Source organism: Psychrobacter aestuarii (genome assembly GCF_904846035.1).
GTDB classification, from domain to species: domain Bacteria; phylum Pseudomonadota; class Gammaproteobacteria; order Pseudomonadales; family Moraxellaceae; genus Psychrobacter; species Psychrobacter aestuarii.
This window is the reverse complement of the sequence record NZ_CAJGYT010000001.1, coordinates 2,101,235-2,126,868: the sequence shown is the minus strand read 5'-3', so window position 1 is coordinate 2,126,868 and position 25,634 is coordinate 2,101,235. Positions and strand designations below refer to the sequence as shown.

The following is a 25,634-nucleotide window of genomic DNA, read 5'->3' as shown; positions in this document are numbered from 1 at the left end:
TGTTATCTTACGTGGTTCTTACGATTCACATTTTATTATGAGGCTTGGCGCTGGACGTGTAAGGGCGCAAAGCTTTGGGCGGTCGGCATGACCTCAATAGCGTTGATATTAACATGCTTTGGCTGCTCGGTAAGCCACAACACGATATTTGCGATGTCTTCTGGACGGATGGCATCAACATCTTTATAAACGTTTTGTGCCCGCTCATCATCACCGCGAAAGCGCACATTCGAAAACTCCGTCCCTTCGCACAAGCCTGGCTCGACATTGGTGACGCGCAGTGCCGTACCGATTAAATCGGCGCGCAGGTTTAGGCTAAACTGACGCACAAAGGCTTTCGTCGCGCCATAGACGTTGCCGCCTGCGTACGGATATGTGCCTGCCGTTGAGCCGATATTGATGATGTAGCCTGAGTTGGCAGCGACCATCTTTGGCAATAAGAGCTGGGTGATATTGCACAGACCCGTGATGTTGGTATCAATCATCTGTTGCCATTCGCTCATGTCCGACTTGTCCGCCGTCTCAAGACCAATGGCAAGCCCTGCATTGTTCACGAGTACATCGAGCGTTTGTAGTGCTTCTGGCAAAGATTGCAATGCCTGCTCAGTGCCTTTAACGTCAGTAATATCAAAGCTTAGCGGAATAAAGTTATCGCCCAGCTCAGCTTGCAGCGCATCGAGCTTTTCTTGGCGGCGACCTGTACCGATAACGGTGTGCCCTTTTTCAATAAACGCGCGCGCTATCGCGGTACCAAATCCTGCACTTGCACCAGTGACCATCACTTGCATCGTCTTATCCTTATCTTTGTCGTTGTCGTTTTCGTTATTCGTAGCGTGATAAAAAAGCGCTTGAGGCGCATCACCTGCCCTTAGTTGCCGCTAGCTGCTGCTATAAATGCCTGCATCTTGTCCTTGTCCTTTTTGCCTTTGGCGTATTCGATACCGCCACTGACATCCAGCGCTTGTATGGGCAGATGCAAGGTATCGGCAGCATTGTCAGGGGTCAACCCGCCCGCCAAAATCAAGGGCACAGCGCTGTCGTTGGGTATCAGTGACCAATCAAAGCGGTGCCCTGTGCCGCCGTAAGCATCCTTATGATAAGCGTCTAACAGCACACTGCTCGCGCCTGCCTCGCTATAAGCGGCAATCTCATCGGTGATACGGGCTAAGCTGTGCGTGTCTTTATTGACGCGTAGCGCCTTTATCCAGCGCTTGTTAATCGCACCTGCCAGCGCTTGGCACTGCTCGGGCGACTCATCGCCATGGAACTGAACGACATCAAAGCATACTGAATCGGCAAGTGTTTGTAAATCTTGCGCGGAGATATTGACGACCAAGGCGGTGATGCTGACAAAGGCAGGCACTGCCTTGACCAGTTCACGCGCCGTCTCGATGTCTACCGCACGCGGGCTGGGTGGATAAAACACCAAGCCTATCGCATCCGCACCCAGCGTCACCGCCGCCTGAATGTCTGCTGCCTCGGTAAATCCACAAAACTTCACTTGCATGCTGCCACCTGTATCGCTCGACCGCGCTTGCTGCACTCTGCCAACAAGCCGATGGGCTAAAAAAGACAAACCCAAATCCCGCAAGCATAAATGCCCTTTATTTTGCGGTCTTTGGGGTAAAGAAGTGATGACAATTTGTTACCCGTACAGGTAATAATGTTAATCCTGCGGGGTTTCAATTGCGCGTAAAAACTTATCCTAGCATACTTTTAGCCATCTTGTACCCGCTGGCGTTCGCTGGTGTAGTTGTTTTATTTTTACCTTAAATTGACGTTAAAAAATTAAAAAAAAGGACACCCGATGGCTGATAAAAAAACCGATGATAACAACCAACTGACGCCGCTGCATTATTTGATGTGGTTTCGCCGCGATTTGCGCATCGATGACAACACTGCCTTGAGCGCATTGTGTGACAAAGCGCAAAAAGACCGCGCCCACGTGTCCGCTGTTTTTTTTATGACACCCAAACAGTGGCAACAGCACGACACGGCGGTGACGCAAGTGGACTTTATCGCCCGCCGTTTGCCGCATTTGGCTCAAGCACTCAAAGACAAACTCAACATCACATTAACGGTCGCGGTCTGTGATACGTTCGATGATTGCGCCGAGATATTAACGCAGCTGTGTATCGACACCGATGTCACCTGCGTGATGGCAAACCATGAATATGAAGAGAACGAAATCAACCGCGACACCCAGCTGATTGCCAATCTTGCCGAGCACAATATCAGCGTCATCCGCCATCACGACCAATGCGTGTTGCCGCCCGCCAGCATCACCACAGGTGAAGGCACGATGTATAAGGTATTTACGCCATTTTATAAAAAGTGGCAGCAGCATCTCGACGTCAGTCCGATGAGTTGTCACAGCCCTACTCTGGTCAATGAAAACACGCCAGCGCCCGTAACATCGCTTGCCGAGGCATTAACCAAAAAAGTCACGCATGCCGATAGCAAAAGCAGCATCGACACCTTAACCAAAGACATTGTCAACGCCTATCAAGACGACTGGCAAAAGCGTGATGCGCTCAAACACATCAATATTGCCGAGCAGTTGGCGCGCACACGTGACAACTATCCTGCCGATATGGACGCCCCAGAGGCGCGTTTACATGACTTTATCAGCGACGATATCGACGACTACGATACCCACCGCGACACCCCGCATTCGCACGCCACCAGCCGCCTATCCGCCTATCTAACGACAGGCATGATTAGCCCGCGCCGCTGCTACCTTGCCGCCATAGAGCACCTAGAGCGCAAGCGCAGCAACAAGGACAGCGATGAGACGGACATCACCCGCTGGTGTAGTGAACTTGCGTGGCGCGACTTCTACCGCCACGTGCTGTGTGATAAGCCTGAGCTGATTCGCCACGAGGCGTATAACAAAAAGCTGGATAAAGCGGTGGACTGGTCGTATGACGAAGATGACTTTGCCGCGTGGTGCTGCGGGCGTACAGGCGTGCCACTTGTCGATGCCGCGATGCGCTGCTTAAACGCCACAGGCTTTATGCACAATCGCTTGCGTATGGTGGTGGCAATGTTTTTGACCAAGGATTTATTGATAGATTGGCGCTGGGGCGAAACGTACTTTGTGCAAAATCTGATTGATGGCGACTTTGTCTCAAACAATGGCGGCTGGCAGTGGAGCGCCTCGACAGGTACAGACTCTGCGCCCTACTTTCGCATCATGAATCCTTTTAGCCAAGGCAAAAGCCATGACAAAGACGCACTGTTTATCAAAAAATGGCTGCCTGAGCTCGCGGACGTGCCTGCGGATGTCCTGCACTCTGAAGCTAAGCTGAACAAGGCATTTGGGGATAAGGACAAAGAAGAAAAGAAAAAAGACAAGAACAAGCAAAAAGACAAAAAGCAGGACAATCCTTATTACGATATTGATTATCCTGCCCCTATCGTCGATCACAAGGCGGCGCGTAAAGACACCATTGCCACTTTTAAAGACAGCAAATAATTTATGCAGACGCTTTAACGTTATGCTCGGCGTCCAACGCCACCAATTCGTTGGTGGCTTTGTTCATGCCGTGCATGATTTGCCCGAGTAGCACTTGTTGTTTGGTCACAAGGATAATAATCATCGGCTGATTTTCATTGGCGACTGAGCTTATCATGACCTTGCCATTATTGGCGTCCAAAATCACCGAACGACAACCCGTCAGCTGGGCTTCGGCGGTCAACGCCTGCACCAGTGCCAAGATTGAGCTGCCGACGGCCGACAGCTTGCCCGCGTCGTAGTCTTTTTGAAAAATAGAGACAATCTCAAAGCCATCTGTTGAGGCGAGCAGCACCCCATCGATACCACTGGTGGTGTGTACCAGCTCGTGCAGCACCGCCTTGGCAGCGCCCATATAGGCATCTGAAGGTTTTACGCGGCTAGATTGATTTTGAAACAACGCATCATCGAACATAATATATCCGTCATCAAGGTTATAACACGGTTAAATACCAGCGCCAGTAGCGCCATCAACATACATCTTTTTTATACAGCAGTTACAGCGCTTGCCCAAATACAGGCAAGGTATGACATTAGGCGTCTTCTAGCGCGGTGATGATGGTCTCAACCAGCAGCAGCACATCGTCTTTTTCACGCAAGTCAACAGGGAAAATCGGCAGCATGCGGTTTTTGCTGTCAAGCCACTCACGATAAATATCAAAAGGACGCTCAGGCATGGCGTCAACGTGACTGACGCCAACCACCACGCGCCCTTGATAGATTTTATCAAAGGTCTCAAGATAGTGCGCCAAGTCCGCGACCGAATCACGCGCTGAGTGGTCAATGAGGATAATCACCCCAAGCGCCCCTTGTGCCAAAATCGGCCAAATAAAGCTAAAGCGCTCCTGCCCTGGCGTGCCATACAGACCAATACTGGTATTGGCATCGACTCTTAGCTCGCCGTAATCCATGCCCACAGTGGTCAGCGACTTGCTGTGCTGCTCAAGGTCGGTATTTTGCACCTCAGTTGAGACCACTTCGATATCGGACAAGCTGGCAATTGCCGCGGTTTTACCTGCCCCCATCGGGCCACTAAAGACGATTTTTAAACGTTGCATAACAAATACATGACCTCGATTCAGACAAACATCCGTATTATGTGGCGCTGAAGGTACTCCACACACACACCATAGCAATCACCACAAACAAATAACGCCCCACCCACACATTGTCCAAAAACGCGCGAAAACACGCCATGGGCATTTGGGTGGCGCAGGCGCGGTTTTGTTTGGCAAACATCATCGCCACCAAGGCAAGCCCAAATACAGGGGCAACGCTCAGCGACGTTGGCACAAAGTAATGCCACATCACCACACCCATCAAAAGCAAAAACGCGGTCTGTAACAGCGCAATCATCACGATATCGAAACGACCAAAGAGTATCGCCGTGGACTTAATACCGACTTGCAAATCATCGGCTCGGTCTGCCATCGCATACTGAGTGTCGTACGCCACCGTCCAGCACATATAGGCCATAAACAGCAGCCAGCACCAGATATCAGGCGCGCCCGCTATCGCCACATAGGCCATCGGTATCGCCCAACCAAAGGCGGCGGCCAAAAACACTTGCGGCAAATGGGTATAGCGCTTCATAAACGGATAAATAAACGCCAAAGCAACCGCGCCAAGTGACCAATAAAACACCGAGACGGGCAAGAAAAACAGCAAACTGGCACTGATAAGCGATAAGACAACAAACGCGCCGACCGCCTCTTTACCACTCAAGCGACCATCGGCAAGTGGGCGTCCTTTAGTGCGTGTCACAAAACCGTCGACCTTGCGGTCAGCAAAATCATTAATCGCGCAGCCTGCCGCCCGCATGAATATCGCACCAAGGGCAAAAATCGTGAGTATCTTTAGCGCTGGCAGACCCGCGCTTAGCCCTTCCGATTGTGCCGCGCTCATTGCTGCGAGCATCACGCCCCATAATGTCGGCCATAGCAGCAGCTCAATGCCCACAGGCTTATCAAAGCGTGTCAGCTGGATATAAGCGTGCAGCTTGTCTTTAAGACTCATAGCAGGGGCAGACAACGTCATAGGCATATCAAATTACAAATAAAAAATGGTTCGGGTTTTATCAAATGCAGCGTATCTTACGCTGAGCGTGTCACACAAAATAGCCATCAAAACGCAATGCATCATTGTGCCACTGCTCATCAGGCGATGCGTCTGCCAATACAGGGGCATCGCTTGGGCGCTTGACAATCACACGCCCGCCACGGGTATCGGTCTGACATAAGCGCGTGGCGGCCGCAAGCAAGGTCTTTTCTTCTTCTATAGTAGGGGGTAGCGCTAGACGATGCAAGGCTTGCATCTCTTTACCGACCTTTGCGCCTTTGCCATTTTTGCGGTCTTGGTAACTGCCTTCTGGAAACATCGGGTCCAGATACACCATATCGACATCTGCCGTGCGTGCCAAGGCATCTGCATACTGCTGCATGCTGCCGTAGCGAATCTGCAAACGCGCCATCAGCTTTTGCCAGTTGGGCTGCCCGCGCATACGCTGCTGCTCAGCCAATAACAAAAGCGCCATAATGGGCGCAGCTTCTAGCATACATACTTTTGCGCCAGTACTGGCCAAAATCAGGCTGTCATGACCAAACCCTGCAGTTCCATCAACAACGCGGCTGTGTTCGTTGATTTTTGCCGCTTGCAATAACAGCTCATACTTGCGCCCTGCCCGTACCACGCGCCGCTGTAGCTTGTGCCATGCAGGTGTCACCAACAGCTCACCGCTGAGCCATGACAGCTCATAGCTGCCTTCCAATATCAAGACAGGAGACGCGCTTTCTTCACTGAGCTGGCGCTTGTAGCGCGTGTTCAGCTTCCCTGTTAACGGCGCAGCTTGCAGCGTAAGCGGAATTGCCGCATCGGCAACCAATCGCTCAATCGCCGCAATATCTTCAAGCGCCACCGAATCGGTATATAAAAGCTGGCAGCCAAGCGCTGTAAGCGAAGTACTCATGAATACATCATTGTCCTTATCATAGCGCTGTTTTTATGAAAGTCACAGCGCGTATATCTCATAATCGACCGCGTTTGTCTGAAAAATACGCGGTCTATCGCTTAGGCGGTGATTTGATAGCCAAACACCCATGTAGCAATCAACACCAAGATACCCGTAATGATACGCAGCCACGCAAAAATGGTAAAGTCGCGGCGGCTGACCCAATCGACCAGCCAGCGGATACATAATAATGCCACTACAAAGGAGACAACCGTACCCACCGCGAGCACCCACCAGTCTTCACTACTGCTCAGCACTTCGTGATGCTTGAGCAAATCTAAGAGCGCTGCACCAACAATCACAGGAATGCCTAAGAAAAACGAAAACTCCGCCGATGCCTTACGCGAAACGCCAAGCCACAGCGCGCCAATGATGGTCGAGCCTGAACGCGACGTGCCAGGAATCAATGCCAAACACTGAAACAAACCAATCAACAACGCAGTCTTAATGCTGATCTGCTCCGCCTCATGGGCAACGATTTCTTTGGGACGTTTTTCTACATAAAAAATTAGCAAACCACCGATAATCAGCATGATAGCGACGGTAATGGGATTGAACAAATAGGCTTTGATTTCATCGGCGAAGGTAAAGCCGACAATCATCACAGGAATGGTCGCCACAATCAGGCTTAAGCCGAGCTGACGCGGATTGCTCATGCCGTCAGCCTTGCCCGTCAATAAGCCGACCAGCGCTTGCCACAAACGCCCCCAGTAATCATAAATCACTGCCAAAATCGCGCCGAGCTGCACCACCACCACGAACAAGTCGACCTTGTCTTTGTCCCAAAAGTTCATGATGTCCGCAGACAAAATCAAATACCCCGTACTCGATATGGGCAAAAACTCGGTGATGCCCTCAACAATACCCATGATGACGGCTTTGATTAATAAAATGATATCCACGATGGTAGTCCTAAGACCAGTATACTGGTCGTATATGCAGTGTTATGTGTGCGTTGAGAATACTGTACCAAGCGCGGCTTGGCGCTCGGTACTCGAAAAAAGATAAAGATAGGGTTTAGGCTTTGCCTTGCTCTTTGAGGGTTTTCCATGCTTTGTTGCGCAGATATTTGGGCAGGGCATGGGCAGCGCTTACGCCGCCCATCTTATGATATTCAGCAACCCCCAATATACCAATAACGGCGGCAGTGGGAATAATGTCGGCGTAATACGTCTGCCCCGCTTGTTTGGTTGACAAGGGCGCGCCATCACCTGCGATGGGCAGCAGCGCTTCGGTCGCGGTATCATAATCGAGCAAGCACTCAGTGTCTGCATCTTCACCTGCCGCATCTTGCTGGCTGACAGGCTGCATGATGCCTGCTTGTAAGGCATATTGCCCAAAGTACACTTGAGACATCCGCGCATCGTGCGCGCTGTACAGCTCAGTCAGCTGATGCTCGCTATAGGCTTGCTGCGCGATGGCTTGTAGGCTTGAGATACCCACGCACGGAATGTTTTGGGCGACCGATAAGGCTTGTACCACCGCCGTATTGATACGAATACCGCTAAATGCCCCTGGTCCGCGATTAAAAAAAAGTGCCTGAATATCAGGCAGCTTGCAATCATGGGCGCCTAAGAGCGCATCAATCATCGGTAGGATTTGCTGTGTTTGTTGGCGTTTGTCGCGCTTGGTTGCTTCGCCGAGCACCTTGCCCGATGCGTCCAGCAGCGCCACAGAGCACTGGTCAAATACGGTATCTATCGCTAAAAACATCCTCACCTCAGCTGTATCAATCGGCAATACAAAATTGCGCCTATCATAGCACTTAGCATGTCTTCTGGTGTGATTTTCTGTGATTTTCATCGTTTCTTCACGTGAGCAGATGCGTGCTAAACCTGCGAATCAAACACGCTATAAGCACGTTTGCAGCACAATACACTCATCACTAATATCTTGTAATAAGCACATAAAAAAGCCCTCAAAGCAGCGCGCTTTAAGGGCGTGTCAATCATGATGAGTGATGTCGTACTTGTGCGCCGATTAACTTAAAAACGGGTTTTAAACTTCTTTGGCGCTTGCGACTGCATTTCTTGCATCTTTTTTTGCATCTCTTCAGCGCTTGGCATGTTGTTGGGGTCGAGTCCCATTTGCTTGGCAAGTTCCGCTTGGTTTACGTCTTGCATGCCGCCTTTGCCTTGGTTGCCGCCGCCGAACAGTGGACCGCCGCCACCTGCAGCGCCGCCTGCCAGACCTTGCACTGCTTTCATCATTTTGCTGATGCCATCAGGTTTGGAAATCATTTTCATCATTTTTGCCATTTGCTTGTGCTGCTTGAGCAAACGGTTGACGTCTTGAATGTTGCGTCCTGAGCCTGCGGCAATACGGCGCTTACGGCTTGGGTTAATTTTGTCAGGATTGCGGCGCTCAAACGGCGTCATCGAGTTAATCAGCGCTTCCATCTCTTTGACTTTTTCTTCAGGCTTGGCATCTTCGACCGCTTTTTGCATGTCTGAGCCGCCCATACCGGGCATCTTATCCAAAAAGCCTGCCATGCCGCCCATGTTTTTCATTTGCTGGAACTGAGTGAGCAAGTCTTCTAGGTCAAACTCGCCGCCCTTTTGCATTTTTTGCGCCATTTTTTCGGCTTTTTCGCGGTCGATTTTTTGCTCGACTTCTTCGACCAAACTTAAAACGTCGCCCATACCAAGGATACGCTGGGCAATACGCTCAGGGTGAAAGGCTTCAAGCGCGTCCAGTTTTTCACCACGACCGAGGAATTTAATCGGCTTGCCTGTGATGGCGCGTACCGATAGCGCCGCACCGCCGCGCGCATCGCCGTCGGTCTTGGTTAAGATAACACCCGTCAAAGGCAGCGCATCGTTAAAGGCTTTGGCGGTATTCGCCGCATCTTGCCCTGTCATTGAGTCAACGACGAATAGCGTCTCTGATGGATTCACAGCCGCAGTCAGCGCTTTGATTTCGTCCATCATGTTGTCATCAATGTGCAAGCGACCTGCGGTATCGATGATAAGGATGTCTTGGTATTGCAGCTTGGCTTCTTCGATGGCGCGGCGAGCGATATCGATGGGGCTTTGGTCGGTGCTTGAAGGCACGAATTTTGCGCCCACTTGACCTGCGACTTGCTCAAGCTGCTTAATCGCGGCGGGACGGTATACGTCGGCAGACACCAGCATGACTTTTTTCTTTTGGCGCTCTTGCAAGTATTTGGCAAGTTTACCCGCGGTGGTGGTTTTACCCGCACCTTGCAGACCTGCCAGCAAGTACACCACAGGCGGCTTGCCCGTCATTTCAAGTTGCTGGTTGGCGCTGCCCATCATTTCAGTCAATTCGTCATGGACGATTTTCACAAACGCTTGACCTGGCGCGAGCTCTTTGAGCACTTCTGCGCCGAGGGCTTGTTCTTTTACGCGTTTGACAAAGTCGCGGGTCACAGGCAAGGCCACATCGGCCTCTAGTAATGCCATGCGCACTTCGCGTAGGGTGTCTTTGATGTTGTCTTCTGTCAGTTGCCCACTGCCAACGATGTTGCGCAGGCTTGATGATAAGCGTTCAGTTAAAGTATCAAACATATCTGGCTCTCAGTTTACGGGTGAATCTATACATCGGTTGCAATACAGCACGGTCGCCGCGGCAATACGCGGGCGGGCAAAAGATGCTTATTGATAATTTGTCTCAAATAATAAGTGAGATGGCGCTCAATCTGGCTCTATTTTATGATAAATTGAGGGATTATTCTAATCATACCATTTTCACGCGTCGTCGCGTCGTTAATATGCTTTTGATATGTAGTGAGGCTTGCCTGTGTCGTTTGCATTTGTGATAGCCAGTATGGCGTATATTGCGGTGGGTGCCCATATTGTATGGGCGCTGATTCAGCAAACGCCGATGCACAAAGGCATCAGTTTGGCAGGATTGTTGGTGGGTGTCGTGGCACACGCGGCGGTCTTGTATCCCCATATGGTCACGCTATATGGGCTGAATTTTAATTTATTCAATGTCTTGAGCTTTATCAGTCTGCTGTTTTTGTTGTTTTATATTCTGTTTTGCTTATACCGTCCGATTTTAAGTCTTGGGGTATTGGCGGCGCCGACAGCGCTATTGGGAATGACCATTGGGGCATTTGGCCGTGCGCCGTATCGCCCATTGACGGACCTTAGCATGGGGCTAGAGGCGCATATTTTAATCTCATTCGCCGCCTACTGTGTGCTGCTGATGGCGACGGTGCAGGCACTGTTTTTGCGCTTGCAAATTCGTGAACTGAAGCACCAAACCATTCACCGCTTTTGGGTGCATAAGCTGCCGCCCTTACAAAGCATGGAAGGCTTACTCTTTGATATGATTTTGGTCAGCTTTGTGCTGCTCAGCATTGCGCTGGGCTTGGGCTTTGTGTACGTCCAAGACCTATTTGCGCAGCATATCGTGCATAAGACGGTGTTTAGTGTGCTGTCTTGGCTGCTCCTCGGTGGCTTATTGATGGGGCATTGGCGCGCAGGTTGGCGCGGCAAGCGGGCGGCAAACTTAACCGTTTATGCCTTTATCTTATTGGCCATTGGCTTTGTTGGCAGTAAGTTTGTGATTGAGCTTTTGCTTTGATGTTGAGCACGTCATAAAAAAAGGTCTGATAACGTATCAGACCTTTTTTTATGGGTAATCACTCAGTTTTTATAAAACCAATGTAGGTCTTTATAAACAGCACTTTAGTTAAAAACCACGGTTTTGTTGCCTGCAACGATGACGCGGTTTTGTACGTGCCAGTTGACCGCACGCGCCAGCACATTACGCTCGACATCACGACCGATGGCGCGCAGCTCAGGCACGCTTTGGCGATGGGTCACGCGCTGTACGTCTTGCTCGATAATCGGTCCTTGATCCAGCTCTTCGGTCACGTAATGCGCCGTTGCACCAATCAGTTTGACGCCTTTGTCATAGGCTTGGCGATATGGGTCTGCACCGACGAATGCAGGTAAGAACGAGTGGTGAATGTTAATAATCTGCATCGGCCAGCGCGAGACGAAGTCTGGAGATAGAATCTGCATATAGCGCGCTAAGACCAATAAGTCATTGCCCTGCATCAGCTTGTGGATTTCAGCTTCGGCTTCGGCTTTGTTGCTCTTGGTCACAGGCACGTGGTGGAAGGTGATGCCAAAGTTTTCGACCGCTTGACGCAAATCGTTATGGTTACTGACGACAGACGTAATCTCGCAATCGAGCAAGCCGCGCTGATGACGCCACAACAAGTCAAGTAACGCATGGTCAAACTTCGACACCAAAATGCCGACTTTGGTTTTAATGGCATTGTCATGTAAGCGCCACGTCATCTCATAGCGCTTGGCAACCGTGTGCGCAAAGCTGGCTTCAAAGTTATCAATAATATCGCTCAGCCCCGCTAGTGCAAATTCCAAGCGCATAAAGTACTGCCCGCCTTCGTGTGCGGTTGAGTACTGGTCTAGAGTGATGATGTTCGCGCCATAGCGGTGCGTAAATTCAGAAACCGCTTGGACAATACCTGCTTGATCCTTACATTTAATGAGTAAAGTGGCAGTGTCTGTGGCTGGGTTGGCAGCGTCAGCAGCAGGTGGTGTTGGATTGGTTTTTTTAGTTGGCATAAGATATCCAGTTAAACAAAAAATTGAACTTCGTCCGCGAGCAATAAGGCGCACAGATCAAGTAAGGCAGCTATTTTAATCGCTTTTACACTTTTTTGCTGAGGATGTTTGCGCTTTTTAGCATTTTGGCATCAGGAGCGCTACAAAAAACCCCAACGCAGGGTCGGGGTTTTGGGTGAGACGCTATTGGCTTATTGGATGATATATGTACGTGTAAAATTATTACCTTTCGGTGTGTTGACAGTAACTTTGAAATAGTCACCGGCTTCGCACTCTGTAAGAGCATAGCCTGTAATCGTACCTAAATTTTGTCCTAGCGAACCAGTATTCACCAGGGCAGGCACCTTGCTATAGCCTGATATCATTTCTACTTTGCAGCTTCCGCTAGTAGGGCCATCTGTTTTATCTGTTACAGTAGCAGCAATGGTCGTACCTGATGGCATTGGGTTCAAGTCATAAAAACCACCACTATTTATACGAACATTAACGAATGTATCAGAAGCACGCACAGCCTGTAAGCCTAAAGGTAAACCAATACTATTCACTAAAGTAAAACGTGCACTACTGCCATCAGAGAGTAGCTGGATAGATTGATAACGCACCACTGCATCTAGATCTGAATTGCAAGTATTATCAATATTAGGATTAACAAAACTATTGATATAACTTTGCTTATAAGTATCTTTCTTGCTCACGCTAGCAGTCGGGAACTTCAACTGAATAAACTGATCAAGATTGTTTTCACAAACACCTGTGGCTTGTGTGGTTAGCGGGTAAATAAACTCGCCACTATCAAAAATGTTGTTTTCATTGTCATCACGGAAGGTATCGCCGATGTTGTGTACCAAGGTATCTATACCGCGATCCCATGCGTTGTTACGGTTATTGTCAATATACGCTTTCTCACCTTCGGCAACTGCTAGAATGCTCACACGCCCATCACCTGGACGCGGGTTCTGTGTTGAAAAGCTCACGGTACACTGACCGTTATCGGTCAGACACTGCGCAGGAGATACTTTGCCGCCTTCTGCCGTTAGGTTAACCACGGTATTATCAGGCACTGCGTTGCCATTACGATCCACCATGCGAACAACAATATCTGTACTGTCACCATCCATGCTCCAATCAAGTACATTTCTTTCTTGCGAGATGCTCAATCCATCTTGGGTCACACGTGAGCTGGCAATAGAGATGCCCTTTGATAAGGCATTAATGCGGGTATCGCTGGCGAGCGATGCTTTAATCTCGACAGGTCCTGGGGTTGAACCTGGATAGATATTGACTGAGATATTGCCATTGGCATCTGTCTTTCTAATGACATCAGCGGTACTGCCCAGTTGACCAAAAGACAAGCCAAGAGGTGATTTTTCTAGTGACAGAATCACTTCTGCATTGGCAAGGGGCGCGGTATTAGAGTACACGGTAAATTCAACCGTACCGCTCGACGATGAGCCGCTGTTGGCGATACCCAATGTCAACTCACTTGAAGTGTATACAATTGAGGTCGCCTGCGGTGCCGCAACATTGATGTTGGTCGTTTGGGTGCTGTTGCCAGCACTTGCGGTGAGGGTCACAGGACCACTACATAGGGTGTTGTTTTCATTGATGGCTTTATATACCACCTCAACCATACCGTTGGTATCTGAAACCATCTGCGCTGGCAATTGACCACAGCTGGCATCTAGATTGACCAATACGCCATTTAGCGCAGCACCCGTATTGTCCGTGACTTTAAGTGACACAGAGGTCTGAGCGCCTGATTCTAAGGCGCTATTGTCTGCACGCAAATCGACAACGCTAACATTGGTGGCTTGTACCGAAAAGGTTTTGCTCGATGTTGCGGTGTTGCCATTAAAGGTAGCGGTCGCCGTTACGGTGTACGCCCCTGACACAGCAGGACTGTCTGGCTTTAAAAACACCCGTGCCTGACCATCGCTGTCTGTCAGTACCGAGCCTGAAGTGCTTTGGGTCAAGCTGACCCCAGTGGCATCAATGGCAAAGCTGACTTTCGCATTAGGTACAGGTGCGCCTGTTGCATCGGTAACCGTGACTTGATAATAGGCACCATTGATGCCTACAGCGCTGATGGTATTGCCACTGGTATCAAGTAGCGTGCTGCTGTTGATGTTTAGCGCATTGGTGCTGCCGGGCGTACCATCACCTGGCGTACCGCTACCGCCGCCTATCGGTCCTAAGTCTGGCTCAGGCTTGATAGAGTCGTTTCCACCGCCACCACCGCAGCCTGCCAAGGCCAAAGCCAGTACCAAGCTTGTGAATCCAAAAGTCTTTGACCCTACTGGGCGTATACCATATCGCATGTTGATACTCCGCTGCGGCGCAGTGATGTATGTTATGCACATACAACTGGGCACGCTCAAATAAAAAACGTCTAAGAATGAGATTACTGCTATGTCATTCTTGTTAATATATTGTGTGAAAATTATAACAGTAACTTTACTGACTTTTGTTATAACTTACAACCTAAAACTGTCGTAAATCGATAAGATAACACGGGCTGACACCGCATCGTTTTGTCACTGGCAACAGGACGATAACTGTAAAATAATTTGAGTATTTTAGGATTATGTGGTATAAATGTCGGCTTTAAAATTTTCTGAATTGGTGCATCTGTAATTTGCCTTTAGATGACAGAAATACCAGCTCAATCTTCATATAGTTTTGTTTGGTGCAATGTGCCCGCTTGCTGTGTCCATGCCGCAAAAAAGCGCAACTTGCCCAGACTGGTATGAGTATCTCATACCTCACAAATTAGGAGTTCGCCATGTCTCGAGTTTGCCAAGTGACTGGAAAGCGCCCTATGGTGGGTAATAATGTTTCGCACGCAAACAACAAAACCCGTCGTCGCTTTCTACCAAACCTACACAACCATCGTTTTTGGGTAGAATCTGAAAACCGTTTTGTGCGCCTACGTGTTTCTAGTAAAGGTATGCGTATCATTGATAAGCATGGTATTGACAAAGTATTGGCCGATCTACGCGCCGAAGGTCAAAAAATCTAAACCACGCGCTGCATGCCATTATTGAAAGGAAAGCTATCATGAGAGATAAAATTAAGTTGGTGTCTACCGCGGGTACTGGTTACTACTACACCACCACCAAAAACAAACGCACAATGCCTGGCAAAATGGAAATCAAAAAGTTTGATCCAAAAATTCGCCAGCACGTGATTTTTAAAGAAGCGAAAATCAAGTAATGCTTTACTGATAATTGGCCTTGCTGATTATCGTTAAGCGTTACCGCTTCGGCAGTGTGTTTGGCTCAGATTTGTATAAGATGCGCCAAGCATACGCCAATAAAAAAGGGCTTATCATCAGATAAGCCCTTTTTTATGCGTGTGTTTTTATAATAGCATTAGCTGTAATGCTCAGGCTCTTTGTCATAGACGCGAGCGTGCCACTGGCTCATTTGCTTTTGCATAATGACCTGAATCGCCGCATGAATCATATGCTGACCTATCAGCTGGGTGTCGTTACCCATGATTTCTTTCAGCTGATCTGAAAAATCAATACTCATCAGCGGGGCGTCATCGGTACTGGCGTCACGAAGCAGCAGCGTACCATCGTCGGCTTCAACCAGCTCAAGGGTGGTCTCTTTAGCAAATCCTGCGTGCGCGTCTTTGGTATCGTTATCCACTTCTATCTCGTTTTCAAAATCATAATAGGACATAAGCCTTTCCTTATTATCCTGACAGTAACAAACCAGCGCTACTGAATACAGGTTAACTCATCATAGCTCATAGGTGGTTACGCTGTGCTTAAAATTCAAGGGCAGCGCACCCTTTATTGCCAACCCCTATGGCTAATGCCAATAACGCAGCTTACCTAATGTGAATAAAAACGCCACGAACATACCCATGTAATACGTGAGCTTTAAATCAAAGCTGGGGTCACGATATTTAAACGGCAGTGCCAAAGTGGTGATGGCTGTCGGTAAAATGAGCAGCATCAATAGCCAGTTTTCAATAACGTTGAGCCAGCCTTGCATGTCCGCGCCGCGCCTCAATGACCCTAAGCCCAAAAGCAAGCAGCCAATAATCAGCATAAAAATCAGTACTTTGGGAATCTCTTTTGGAAATAAGGTGTCGGTCAGTTTTGATAATGTCATAGTCTCGCCCAGCTCCCCTATCTTTAAACGATAAAAGGAGGTTTGTTATCGATGATTGACAGCCGCGTCAACGAACGTGTGCCACTGCTAGCTGTAGCTGCCCATAAGCCACAGCATGGACACACACGCAGTCAGCCAGCCAAGGCTCAGCGCGTTGCGGGTCTCAATGTGCGTGCCTTGTACCTTGTTAAACAGCTTTGCACCCAGCCAAAACAGCAGCGGAATGCCCAATGTAAAGGCAGGCACAATCACAGCAGCATGACGCAGCACGTCCACCAGCTCGTGCCCGACTGCCAAGCGAAAGCCGTAGCCTGCCAGACTCAGCACTAATGAAAATAGCGCCAAGCCAACGGTGATGTATTTGGGCACCAAGTGCTGCTCGTTACGCGGGGCGGCAGAGGCATTGTCGGTCGTGGGTTTATGATCAGATTGCATCACGATTACGCCTGTACTTGTGCCAATTCTGCGCGCATGGCATCAATAGCCGCATGGTAGTCAGGCTGATTAAAAATCGCGGAGCCTGCCACGAACATATCCGCGCCTGCTTCTGCAACCGCTTTGATGTTGCTCGCCTTAATGCCGCCATCGACTTCGAGACGGATATTGCGACCGCTCTCGTCGATACGCTGACGTACCGCACGGATTTTATCGAGCGTGCCTTCGATAAATGACTGCCCGCCGTAGCCTGGGTTGACGCTCATCAAAAGGATTTGGTCGACTTTGTCCATCACATAATCCAAGTGATGTAGCGGCGTGGCTGGGTTCAATACCAAGCCACACTCTGCACCGCCATCTTTAATCAGCTGTAATGAGCGGTCAACGTGCTGGCTGGCTTCAGGGTGAAAGGTGATGATGCTCGCCCCTGCGCTCAAAAACTGCTCAATCATGCTATCGACAGGTGAGACCATCAGGTGCACATCAATCGGCGCGGTGATGCCATAATCACGCAGCGCTTGGCAAATCATGCTACCAAACGTCAAGTTGGGCACGTAATGGTTGTCCATCACATCAAAATGCACCACATCGGCACCCGATGCCAGTACGTTTTCGACCTCTTCACCCAAACGGGCAAAGTCGGCTGAAAGAATAGAAGGCGCGATTAAATACTCAGGCTGTGTGCTGTTGGTCGTTGTCATAACAGAGTCCGTCTCAGTCTTGGGGTGGTATACATAATGACGATGGGCGGGGATATCAAGCCCCAAATCAGTTTAACTGCGCCATTCGCCAATGGTGCTCGATGTGTTCGCCGATGACGCTTTGGATAAAGTAATAGCTGTGGTCGTATTCTGCTTGATAGCGCAAGGTCAACGGCTGCCCAGCAGCTTGGCAAGCGGCTTGCAGTTTTTCAGGCTGTAGCTCGCCTTGGTTATAAAAATCATCTGCACCGCCTTGGTCAACCAAGATTTGGCTGTATTGACGACCGGCTTTGGTAATGACTTTGCTGGCGTCGGCGGCGTCCCATTGGTCCTTATCATCGCCAAAGTAAGCCTGATAAGCGACCTCACCCCACGTTGATTCACTCGCAGCGCACAAAGGGGCGATGGCGGAGACGCTAATAAACTTGCTCGGATAGGTAAAGCCAAGCAGCAAAGCGCCGTGCCCGCCCATCGAGTGTCCCATGATACCGATGCTGCCGATGGCAAACTCACTGCGCAACAAATCATACAGCTCATCGACGATATAGCTTTGCATTTGATAATGCTCAGACCATGGCGCTTGCGTCGCATTGACGTAGTAGCCCGCCCCTTGCCCAACAAAAAAACGCTCATCATCAGCGACATCGATAGTGCCCTCAGCATCTGAGCGCGGCGAGGTGTCTGGCGCGATAAAAATCATACCAAGCTCGCTGCATTTTTGCTGAAAATGCGCTTTGTGCGTAACGTTATCAGCATTACAGGTTAAGCCTGACAGATAAAGCACCGCAGGGCACAAGCGACCTGCCAGCGCCTCATCGGGCAAATAAATGCTAAAGGTCATCGGTGTGTTGGTGCTTGATGACTGATGACGATAATAATGCTGCTCGCCGTCAAAGCAGCGATTGACGCTCACTTGCGTCAATGTCGAACGGCTTGAGGTGTTGCGTGCGTAATAGCTCATAGGGGCGCTCATTAGATAAAAACAATAAAAATAAAGACCATCAATGATGACATAACAAACGACCTATCCGCCTGCACATTTGGCGCAAACGGACAGATACAGACGCGCGTGTCCTATCAATACTCAATCACGCTGCGGATACAGCTTGGGTCTTTGAGCAGCTCAAAGCCTTTGTTAATCTCTTCGTGTTTGAGCTTATGGGTAATCAGTGAATCGATATCGATTTTGCCTTCCATATACCAATCAACGATAGTTGGTACATCGGTACGCCCACGTGCGCCGCCGAATGCCGAGCCTTCCCACTTGCGCCCTGTTACCAGCTGGAACGGACGGGTGCTGATCTCTTGCCCTGCGCCTGCAACGCCAATCACAATCGAGCGTCCCCAGCCTTTGTGCGCGCACTCAAGTGCTTGGCGCATCACCTCGACATTGCCGATACATTCAAATGAATAATCCACGCCGCCGTCGGTCATCTGTACGATATGGTCAACCACATTGTCCACGTCATTTGGATTGACAAAATCCGTCATACCAAAGCGGCGACCCCATTCAGCGCGGCTTGGGTCAACATCCACACCGATAATACGGCGCGCGCCAATCAATTTTGCACCTTGAATGACGTTCAGACCAATACCGCCCAAACCAAAGACCGCCACGGTCGCGCCCGCTTCCATCTGTGCGCTATAAACGACTGCGCCCACGCCTGTGGTCACGCCGCAACCGATGTAACACACCTTATCAAACGGCGCGTCTTCACGGATTTTTGCGACTGCAATCTCAGGCAATACGGTATGGCGGGCAAAGGTCGATGTGCCCATGTAATGCAAAATCGGCTCACCGTCCAAGCTAAAGCGCGATGTACCATCAGGCATCACGCCTTGACCTTGGGTGGTACGGATGGCTTGGCAGAGATTGGTTTTTGGGTGCAAGCAAAAGTTACACTCGCGGCATTCAGGTGTGTATAGCGGAATCACATGGTCGCCAGGCTTGAGGCTTTTGACGTTTTTGCCGACTTCCAGCACGATGCCCGCGCCTTCATGACCCAAAATCGCAGGGAACAGCCCTTCAGGGTCAGCGCCTGACCATGTGTAATAATCGGTGTGGCAGATGCCTGTGGCTTTGAGCTCAATTAAAACTTCATTGTCTTTTGGCCCTTGCAAATCGACTTCGTGCAAGGTTAATGGTTTGTTGGCTTCCCAAGCAATCGCGGCGGTGGTTTTCATTCTTAGTTTCCTTATGCGTTATTTATGATTGGTTATGATGAATAATAAAAGCAAATGGCTTAAAACAAGGTGCCTTGCTCAGCCTCGTTACCATGATACAGGTTCAACCTTGACTTTGGTATGTGCGTTGGTAAATGCCCTTGTCACATATTAATGGTCTTATGTATTGCGGCTAGGGGCTGGCATTGGGCTGCGTACTCGGCGCAGGCGTGACCGTGCTATTGATGCTTGCAGGCGGCTCAGCAGCTGTGGTCAATGGCGCACCTGCCTGCTGTGACAAGCGCGTCTGGTCAAACAAGACCTGCTCAAAGGCGGGCAAGGCGGTTTTCATGAGGCTACCGACCACCATTTGCGGCTCGGACGGTTCAAAGCCCATAAAGCCCTCACGCTCGCTCACGCGTACCTTTGCCTCATTAAAGGCAGCGGCAAAACTGGTATTGCTGCGCAGCCCTTCGGCAAAAAACGCCTGCCCAAAATAGGTCATGTCCGCGGTATTGGTACAGCCGAATGAGGCCTTGTCCGCCGCCGACGCGGTAATCACCACCGTGGTCGGGGATGCCAGTTCATCAATAAATGAGCCTGAATAGCACGCCGATACCACAATCACCCGCCAGCGAATGCCTGACGCATCGAGCGCATCACGCAGCCAAGCAGGGTCCAGATTCTCCATCTCAAGCGGCGGATTGGCGAGTTGAAACACGTCTTGATTGCCATGCGATGACAATGCCAAAAACAGCACGTCTTCATCCGTGTTCATGCGCCGACCGATGGTTTTGAGTCCGCGTAAGATGCTGGTCTTGGTGGCGACAGGCTCATCCATCCAGCTAAAGGTGTTGTTAATCAGCGCCAAAGAATGCTCACTGGTACCAAAGCGCACATCAAACAGCTGGCGCGCATGGTCAATCTCTGAGCGAAACACGTCTTGTTCAGAAAAGCCCGCCACACCCATAAAATACCAATCGGTGCGCCCTGCGGTGCTGCTGCGAATATCGCCCAATGCTTGCTGTAGCAGTGTGGGCTGCGCGTAGAGTGCTGCCTCAGGCAGTACCGGCTGCACAAGGACGGGTTTAAAAATCGGCTGGTCTGCGACGTTGCTTTGCCAAATGGTGAGTAGCGCCATTGAGCCGACCAATAAGATGATGCGCTCCCACCACGGCGTACGCATACGGCGGGTAAAAATCCATATCAGCGCCAAAGTCTGCCATACAAACAGCACCAAAAATAACAGCGGCAAAAACGAATAGCTCCACTCTGGCAACCAGCCGCGCAAGCCCAAAAACTGCAAGGCGCTTTTTAACAATACTAGCAGACTGTCTGCGACCAACCACAACACCACAGGCACAAAAACCAGCATCTGATTGCCCGAGCGGCGCGCTAAAATAATCCCGCCAAGCAAAATAATGGTCGGCCAAATCAGATAGCTAATCAGCCCCTGCTCATTAAAAATGCTGCCTGTGTCGGCGGTGAGCCACGAAAACAGCACATTGCTGCCGAGCGCCAATAAAGCGAAGACCGCAAACTGCATAAAGGTGGGCTTGACCCAAGAGAAGGCGCGACTGGAGCCGACCAACATCCACAGCGCAGCGATGATATTGGCAGCAAAATTCAGCGAAAATCGCTGTAATGAGATGGTTTTGAATGACGAAAGTGACAAAGACTTAGAACCTCTATCTGGTCGAATAACAACAGCCCCACACCGACGATATCGTCAATGCATCATGTTTGTTACGGGTGCGTACACTGGCATAAGCGCACGCGCTTATTGTCATTATGGTTAGTGTATCTGCTCAATCTAACGAAATTGTAACGGATTGTCAGTAAAGAGGATAAGGCTAAATTGTAAAGTCGCAGACGTAAAAGAAACCTCATGCATGGCTGCTCACGTTAACGCATTTTTGCCATAAAAATACAAAAAAAAGAGGCCTGCGAACAGACCTCTTTGTTATGCGTGTGCTTTATAAAATACGATTATTTCATCAACAGTTCATTGACGCGTTTTAGATACGCCGCTGGGTCGTCTAACTGACCACCGTCCGCGAGCAAGGCTTGGTCAAAGATGACCTGCGCCAAGTCGTCAAACTGCGCGTTGCCATCCAGCTTTTTAATCAAGGGATGCTCAGGGTTAATCTCAAGCGTCGGCTGGCTCTCAGGCACGTCTTGACCCATTTGCTTGAGCATCTGAATCATCTGTGGCGACAGCTCGCCCTCACCAACGACCAAGCACGCGGGACTGTCTACCAGACGCGTTGACACCTTAACGTCTTTGGCGCGACCGTTTAGCGTGGTTTTTAGCTTATCGACCACAGGCTGCATGGCTTCTTGCGCTTTACTGGCTTCTTCTTTTTCGGCGTCGTCTTGCAAGTCGCCCAAGTCCACCGCGCCTTTGGCGATGTTTTGTAGCGGCGTGTCGTCAAACTGGGTCAAGAAGTTCATCGCCCACTCATCCACACGGCTGGTCATCAAGATAACTTCGATGCCTTTTTTCTTAAACAGCTCAAGCTGTGGGCTGTTTTTGGCGGCAGCGAGATTGTCCGCAGTCAGGTAGTAAATGGCTTTTTGCCCGTCTTTCATGCGCGCTTTATAGTCAGCAAAGCTGGTCTCTAAGCCGTCATGCGTCGTCGTGGTGTAGCGGAGCAACTTGGCGATACGCGACTGGTTGCCCATGTCCTCGCCCAAGCCTTCTTTGATGACATCGCCAAACTCTTTGTAAAACTCGCTGAACTTGGCTTGTTTGTCGGCATCTTCGCTATTGGCAAGGCTGGCAAGCAAAGTTAGGATACGGCGCGCGTTACCATCGCGGATAGATTTCACATCGCGTGATTCTTGCAACAGCTCACGGCTGACGTTTAGCGGCAAGTCCGCCGAATCAATCACCCCTTTGACGAATCGCAAATACATCGGCAACAGCTGCTCGGCGTCATCCATAATAAACACGCGCTTTACATACAGCTTGAGACCATGCTGCTGCTCGCGGGTGTATAGGTTCATCGGTGCTTTTTTGGGGATGTACAGCAGCTGGGTGTACTGTACACGACCTTCGACACGGTTGTGCGTCCACGTTAATGGGTCGTCCATGTCGTAGCTGATGTTTTTATAAAAGTCGATGTACTCGTCGTCTTCGACTTCTGAGGCGCTGCGTGTCCATAGGGCGCTGGCTTTATTGATGGTTTCCCACTCATCGGTGAGTACCATTTCGCCGCCTTTTGGCGTCTCGTCATCGCTATCTTCGCTGACGTCTTCTTGCCACACTTCTTTACGCATCTGAATCGGCAAGCTGATGTGGTCAGAGTATTTGTTGACCAAACGCTTGATTTTGCTGCGCTCAAGGTAGCTGTCTTCGCCCTCAGCGTATTCGTCTTTTAGATGCAAGGTGATGGTCGTGCCACGAGTCGCCTTGTCGATGGTCTCAACGGTGAATACACCTGTGCCGTCAGACACCCAGCGCACCCCTTTATCCGCAGGCTCGCCCGCTTTGCGTGATTCAACGGTGATGGTGTCGGCAACGATAAAGCCTGAATAAAAGCCCACGCCAAACTGACCAATCAGCTGACCGTCTTGCTTTTGTGATTCAGACAGCTTGTCCAAAAAGGCTTTGGTGCCTGATTTGGCAATCGTGCCCAAGTTTTCGATGGCATCGGTCTCATTCATGCCAATTCCGTTATCAATGAAGCTGATGGTTTTGGCATCATTATCGATGTCGATACGGATACGCAGCTCGCCATCGTCTTCATATAGGCTGTCGTCATTGGTCGCTTCAAAGCGCAGTTTGTCGCACGCGTCCGAGGCGTTTGAGACCAGCTCACGCACAAAAATATCGGCGTTTGAATACAGCGAATGGGTCACCAAATGCAATATCTGCGCGACTTCGGCTTCAAAGCTGTGTTTGGTTGGCTCAGGATTTTGCTTGTCTGCCTGATGATTATCACTCATACAAAAAACTCCTTAAAAATAAGACAAAAATGCCAGCGGCCGTGTCCGTTATGATTATTGCCCAAGAGATGTGTCGATAACATGACCTAAAGGGCGGACAATCGGCGACTGTGCTGTGTATACAAATAGGGTCAGCGGATTAAAATTCAAGCGCGATGCCTAGAAAAGTAGCGCAAAATTGTGACAACGCATGACATAGAGATATTGTCGGGAGGTTATTCGGCAGGATTATGACGGCAAAAAAAAGCAGCGCCCAATAGCGGACACTGCTTTTTATGTATAACGTGACTTATTTATACTGTCTTAAACTTTATTAAAACCGCTTACCCTTTGACCTCCGTCACAGGGATGCGCAAGGCTTTTGGCAAACTAAAAGTCACGTTTTCTTCAATGCCTGACAGCTCATTTGGTAAGTCGCCGCCCCACGTTTGCAATTGGTTCAGCACGTCTTGAATCAAGACTTCAGGCGCAGAAGCACCCGCAGTGACGCCGACGCTGCTTACGCCGTCAAACCACGCTTGGTTCATTTCGCTGGCATTGTCAATCAGATAGGCGCGGCAGTTCATGCGCTCAGCAAGCTCGCGCAGGCGGTTGGAGTTTGAGGAGTTGGGCGAGCCGACCACCAGCACCACCTCACAGCGGCTTGCCAAGTCTTTGACCGCGTCTTGGCGGTTTTGCGTCGCGTAGCAGATGTCGTCTTTGCGTGGTCCTTGGATATTGGGAAATTTGACACGCAGCGCATCAATCACGCGCGCGGTATCGTCCATGGACAAGGTCGTTTGCGTAACGAATGCCAAGCGGTCAGCGTCTTTGACTTCCAGCGCGCTCACGTCATCTTCGTCTTCGACCAAATGGATGTTGCCGCCGTGCTTGCGGCTAAAGCGCCCCATCGTGCCTTCAACCTCAGGATGCCCTTCATGCCCAATCAACACCGCATCCATACCGTCATGCGCAAGCTTAGAGACTTCCATATGCACTTTGGTAACGAGTGGACAGGTGGCATCAAAGACGGTCAAGTCGCGGCGGGTGGCCTCGTCTTCAACGGCTTTTGACACGCCATGCGCGGAGAAAATCACAATCGCGCCATCGGGCACTTCGTCCAACTCTTCGACGAATACCGCGCCCCGATTGGCAAGGTCGGACACCACAAATTTGTTGTGCACCACTTCATGACGGACATAAATGGGCGGTTCAAAGCGCGTCAAGGCTTCGTTGACAATCGCGATGGCGCGATCCACACCAGCACAAAACCCACGCGGATTGGCAAGATAAATTTGCATAAGGCGACCTATCATTGGATAATTTACAGTGATGACAAACTACAGTTGCAGCAAGAACGTCATAACGACGACGCTACTTTAGCATAATTTGGGGCGGATGCGCTTGAATTGCAAGTCATTTGCTGCCCAAAGTGCTGCGCGGCACAAGGCGTTTATTCCGCTTCATTTTAGATTTTTTCTTTGATTAGGACAGCTTGTATGACAGGTTCACTTTTTATTATCACTGCCGCCTCAGGTACAGGCAAAACCTCTTTGGTCAAGCAGCTGATTGCGACCACCAATGACTTGACCGTCAGCGTGTCACACACCACGCGCAGCCCGCGCCCCGGTGAGATTGATGGGCATCATTATCACTTTACTACTGAGATGGCATTCGTCGATGCGGTGAACAACAGCGAATTTTTGGAGCATGCCAAGGTCTTTGACAATTATTACGGCACCAAAGAGCAAAGCGTGCGTGCGCAGCTAGAGGCAGGTGTGGACGTCATCTTGGAAATCGACTGGCAAGGGGCGCTACAGGTCAAAAAAATCTTCGTCGATGCGGTGATGATTTTTATTTTGCCGCCAAGCGTAGCAACTTTGCGTCAGCGCCTATCGGCACGTGGTCAAGACTCACAAGAAATCATTGAAAAACGCTTGGCAGGCTCCGTCACTGAGATGGCGCAGTATGTGAACTTTGATTACGTGGTGATTAATGACAACTTTGAAGTGGCGCTCGCTGAGCTAAAAGCCATCATCATCGCTGACAGACAGACCTTAGCGCGCCAGCAGGACCGCTACGCCAGCACCATCGCCGCCCTTGTTGGCACGCAGGCGTAAAAGGCGTTTTATACTCGCTCCTTGATTGGGTCACCCATTAAAGGGCTAAGTAAAGGGCTAAGTTGGGCGC

Annotated in this window: 25 protein-coding genes; 5 read left to right on the top strand and 20 right to left on the bottom strand. The window is 50.0% G+C overall.

What is annotated here, in order from left to right:
- Positions 1-35: 35 nt before the first annotated feature.
- The gene (locus JMW05_RS09035) at positions 36-788 is read right to left on the bottom strand and encodes an SDR family oxidoreductase (RefSeq protein WP_201504968.1); all 753 of its coding nucleotides are present in this window, start codon (positions 786-788) and stop codon (positions 36-38) included.
- 80 nt (positions 789-868) lie between these two features.
- Positions 869-1,507 carry a phosphoribosylanthranilate isomerase gene (locus JMW05_RS09030; RefSeq protein ID WP_201504967.1) on the bottom strand — a complete coding sequence of 213 codons (639 nt, stop codon included), beginning with the start codon at positions 1,505-1,507 and terminating at the stop codon, positions 869-871.
- Between the two features lie 300 nt (positions 1,508-1,807).
- Here JMW05_RS09030 and JMW05_RS09025 point away from each other — a divergent pair, with 300 nt between their 5' ends.
- Entirely contained in the window at positions 1,808-3,478 is a 1,671-nt protein-coding gene (locus JMW05_RS09025) for a cryptochrome/photolyase family protein (protein WP_201504966.1), read from the top strand.
- A 1-nt stretch (position 3,479) separates the two neighbouring features.
- Here JMW05_RS09025 and JMW05_RS09020 read toward each other — a convergent pair whose 3' ends face one another.
- From JMW05_RS09020 to ffh, 7 genes are all read right to left on the bottom strand, one after another.
- A complete protein-coding gene (locus JMW05_RS09020; RefSeq protein ID WP_201504965.1) occupies positions 3,480-3,932 on the bottom strand; it encodes a roadblock/LC7 domain-containing protein in 453 nt (150 codons plus the stop codon).
- Between the two features lie 118 nt (positions 3,933-4,050).
- Complete coding sequence (locus tag JMW05_RS09015) at positions 4,051-4,575, bottom strand: GTP-binding protein (protein ID WP_201504964.1); 525 nt, start codon at positions 4,573-4,575, stop codon at positions 4,051-4,053.
- A gap of 37 nt (positions 4,576-4,612) precedes the next feature.
- Positions 4,613-5,533 carry a 4-hydroxybenzoate octaprenyltransferase gene (ubiA, locus tag JMW05_RS09010; RefSeq protein ID WP_201505585.1) on the bottom strand — a complete coding sequence of 307 codons (921 nt, stop codon included), beginning with the start codon at positions 5,531-5,533 and terminating at the stop codon, positions 4,613-4,615.
- A gap of 91 nt (positions 5,534-5,624) precedes the next feature.
- On the bottom strand, positions 5,625-6,482 hold the full coding sequence (locus JMW05_RS09005) for a class I SAM-dependent methyltransferase (protein WP_201504963.1): 858 nt from the start codon (positions 6,480-6,482) through the stop codon (positions 5,625-5,627).
- Positions 6,483-6,583: 101 nt separating this feature from the next.
- Entirely contained in the window at positions 6,584-7,426 is an 843-nt protein-coding gene (locus JMW05_RS09000; RefSeq protein WP_201504962.1) for an undecaprenyl-diphosphate phosphatase, read from the bottom strand.
- Between the two features lie 115 nt (positions 7,427-7,541).
- Positions 7,542-8,237: a tRNA (adenosine(37)-N6)-threonylcarbamoyltransferase complex dimerization subunit type 1 TsaB gene (tsaB, locus tag JMW05_RS08995; protein ID WP_201504961.1), complete on the bottom strand. Its 696-nt coding sequence runs from the start codon at positions 8,235-8,237 to the stop codon at positions 7,542-7,544.
- 272 nt (positions 8,238-8,509) lie between these two features.
- Complete coding sequence (gene ffh, locus JMW05_RS08990) at positions 8,510-10,054, bottom strand: signal recognition particle protein (RefSeq protein ID WP_201504960.1); 1,545 nt, start codon at positions 10,052-10,054, stop codon at positions 8,510-8,512.
- A gap of 232 nt (positions 10,055-10,286) precedes the next feature.
- On the opposite strand from ffh, the gene JMW05_RS08985 reads away from it, so the two are divergent.
- Positions 10,287-11,078, top strand: coding sequence for a cytochrome C assembly family protein (locus tag JMW05_RS08985; RefSeq protein ID WP_201504959.1), 792 nt, complete (start codon positions 10,287-10,289; stop codon positions 11,076-11,078).
- A 104-nt stretch (positions 11,079-11,182) separates the two neighbouring features.
- Here the strand turns inward: JMW05_RS08985 and purU are convergent, their stop codons facing one another.
- Together purU and JMW05_RS08975 are read right to left on the bottom strand one after the other, a co-directional pair.
- Positions 11,183-12,091, bottom strand: coding sequence for a formyltetrahydrofolate deformylase (purU, locus tag JMW05_RS08980; RefSeq protein WP_201504958.1), 909 nt, complete (start codon positions 12,089-12,091; stop codon positions 11,183-11,185).
- Between the two features lie 191 nt (positions 12,092-12,282).
- Positions 12,283-14,358 (bottom strand): Ig-like domain-containing protein, encoded by a 2,076-nt coding sequence (locus tag JMW05_RS08975; protein WP_201504957.1) that lies wholly within the window; start codon positions 14,356-14,358, stop codon positions 12,283-12,285.
- 515 nt (positions 14,359-14,873) lie between these two features.
- Here JMW05_RS08975 and rpmB point away from each other — a divergent pair.
- Both rpmB and rpmG read left to right on the top strand, forming a co-directional pair.
- Positions 14,874-15,110, top strand: coding sequence for a 50S ribosomal protein L28 (rpmB, locus tag JMW05_RS08970; protein WP_201504956.1), 237 nt, complete (start codon positions 14,874-14,876; stop codon positions 15,108-15,110).
- A gap of 38 nt (positions 15,111-15,148) precedes the next feature.
- On the top strand, positions 15,149-15,304 hold the full coding sequence (gene rpmG / locus JMW05_RS08965) for a 50S ribosomal protein L33 (RefSeq protein ID WP_068037488.1): 156 nt from the start codon (positions 15,149-15,151) through the stop codon (positions 15,302-15,304).
- Between the two features lie 158 nt (positions 15,305-15,462).
- On the opposite strand, the gene JMW05_RS08960 is transcribed toward rpmG, so the two are convergent.
- From JMW05_RS08960 to ispH, 9 genes are all read right to left on the bottom strand, one after another.
- Positions 15,463-15,777 carry a hypothetical protein gene (locus JMW05_RS08960; RefSeq protein ID WP_201504955.1) on the bottom strand — a complete coding sequence of 105 codons (315 nt, stop codon included), beginning with the start codon at positions 15,775-15,777 and terminating at the stop codon, positions 15,463-15,465.
- Between the two features lie 132 nt (positions 15,778-15,909).
- Positions 15,910-16,215, bottom strand: a complete 306-nt coding sequence (locus tag JMW05_RS08955) for a hypothetical protein (RefSeq protein WP_201504954.1) — start codon at positions 16,213-16,215, stop codon at positions 15,910-15,912.
- A gap of 87 nt (positions 16,216-16,302) precedes the next feature.
- Positions 16,303-16,650: a hypothetical protein gene (locus JMW05_RS08950; protein WP_201505584.1), complete on the bottom strand. Its 348-nt coding sequence runs from the start codon at positions 16,648-16,650 to the stop codon at positions 16,303-16,305.
- 5 nt (positions 16,651-16,655) lie between these two features.
- On the bottom strand, positions 16,656-17,351 hold the full coding sequence (gene rpe, locus JMW05_RS08945; RefSeq protein ID WP_201504953.1) for a ribulose-phosphate 3-epimerase: 696 nt from the start codon (positions 17,349-17,351) through the stop codon (positions 16,656-16,658).
- A gap of 67 nt (positions 17,352-17,418) precedes the next feature.
- Entirely contained in the window at positions 17,419-18,312 is an 894-nt protein-coding gene (gene fghA, locus JMW05_RS08940) for an S-formylglutathione hydrolase (RefSeq protein WP_201504952.1), read from the bottom strand.
- Positions 18,313-18,428: 116 nt separating this feature from the next.
- Positions 18,429-19,535: an S-(hydroxymethyl)glutathione dehydrogenase/class III alcohol dehydrogenase gene (locus tag JMW05_RS08935; RefSeq protein ID WP_201504951.1), complete on the bottom strand. Its 1,107-nt coding sequence runs from the start codon at positions 19,533-19,535 to the stop codon at positions 18,429-18,431.
- A 172-nt stretch (positions 19,536-19,707) separates the two neighbouring features.
- A complete protein-coding gene (locus JMW05_RS08930) occupies positions 19,708-21,189 on the bottom strand; it encodes a C13 family peptidase (RefSeq protein ID WP_201504950.1) in 1,482 nt (493 codons plus the stop codon).
- A 314-nt stretch (positions 21,190-21,503) separates the two neighbouring features.
- Positions 21,504-23,465 (bottom strand): molecular chaperone HtpG, encoded by a 1,962-nt coding sequence (htpG, locus tag JMW05_RS08925; RefSeq protein WP_201504949.1) that lies wholly within the window; start codon positions 23,463-23,465, stop codon positions 21,504-21,506.
- Between the two features lie 323 nt (positions 23,466-23,788).
- A complete protein-coding gene (gene ispH, locus JMW05_RS08920; protein ID WP_201504948.1) occupies positions 23,789-24,745 on the bottom strand; it encodes a 4-hydroxy-3-methylbut-2-enyl diphosphate reductase in 957 nt (318 codons plus the stop codon).
- A 198-nt stretch (positions 24,746-24,943) separates the two neighbouring features.
- Here ispH and gmk point away from each other — a divergent pair, with 198 nt between their 5' ends.
- Positions 24,944-25,564 (top strand): guanylate kinase, encoded by a 621-nt coding sequence (gmk, locus tag JMW05_RS08915; protein ID WP_201504947.1) that lies wholly within the window; start codon positions 24,944-24,946, stop codon positions 25,562-25,564.
- Positions 25,565-25,634: the final 70 nt, after the last annotated feature.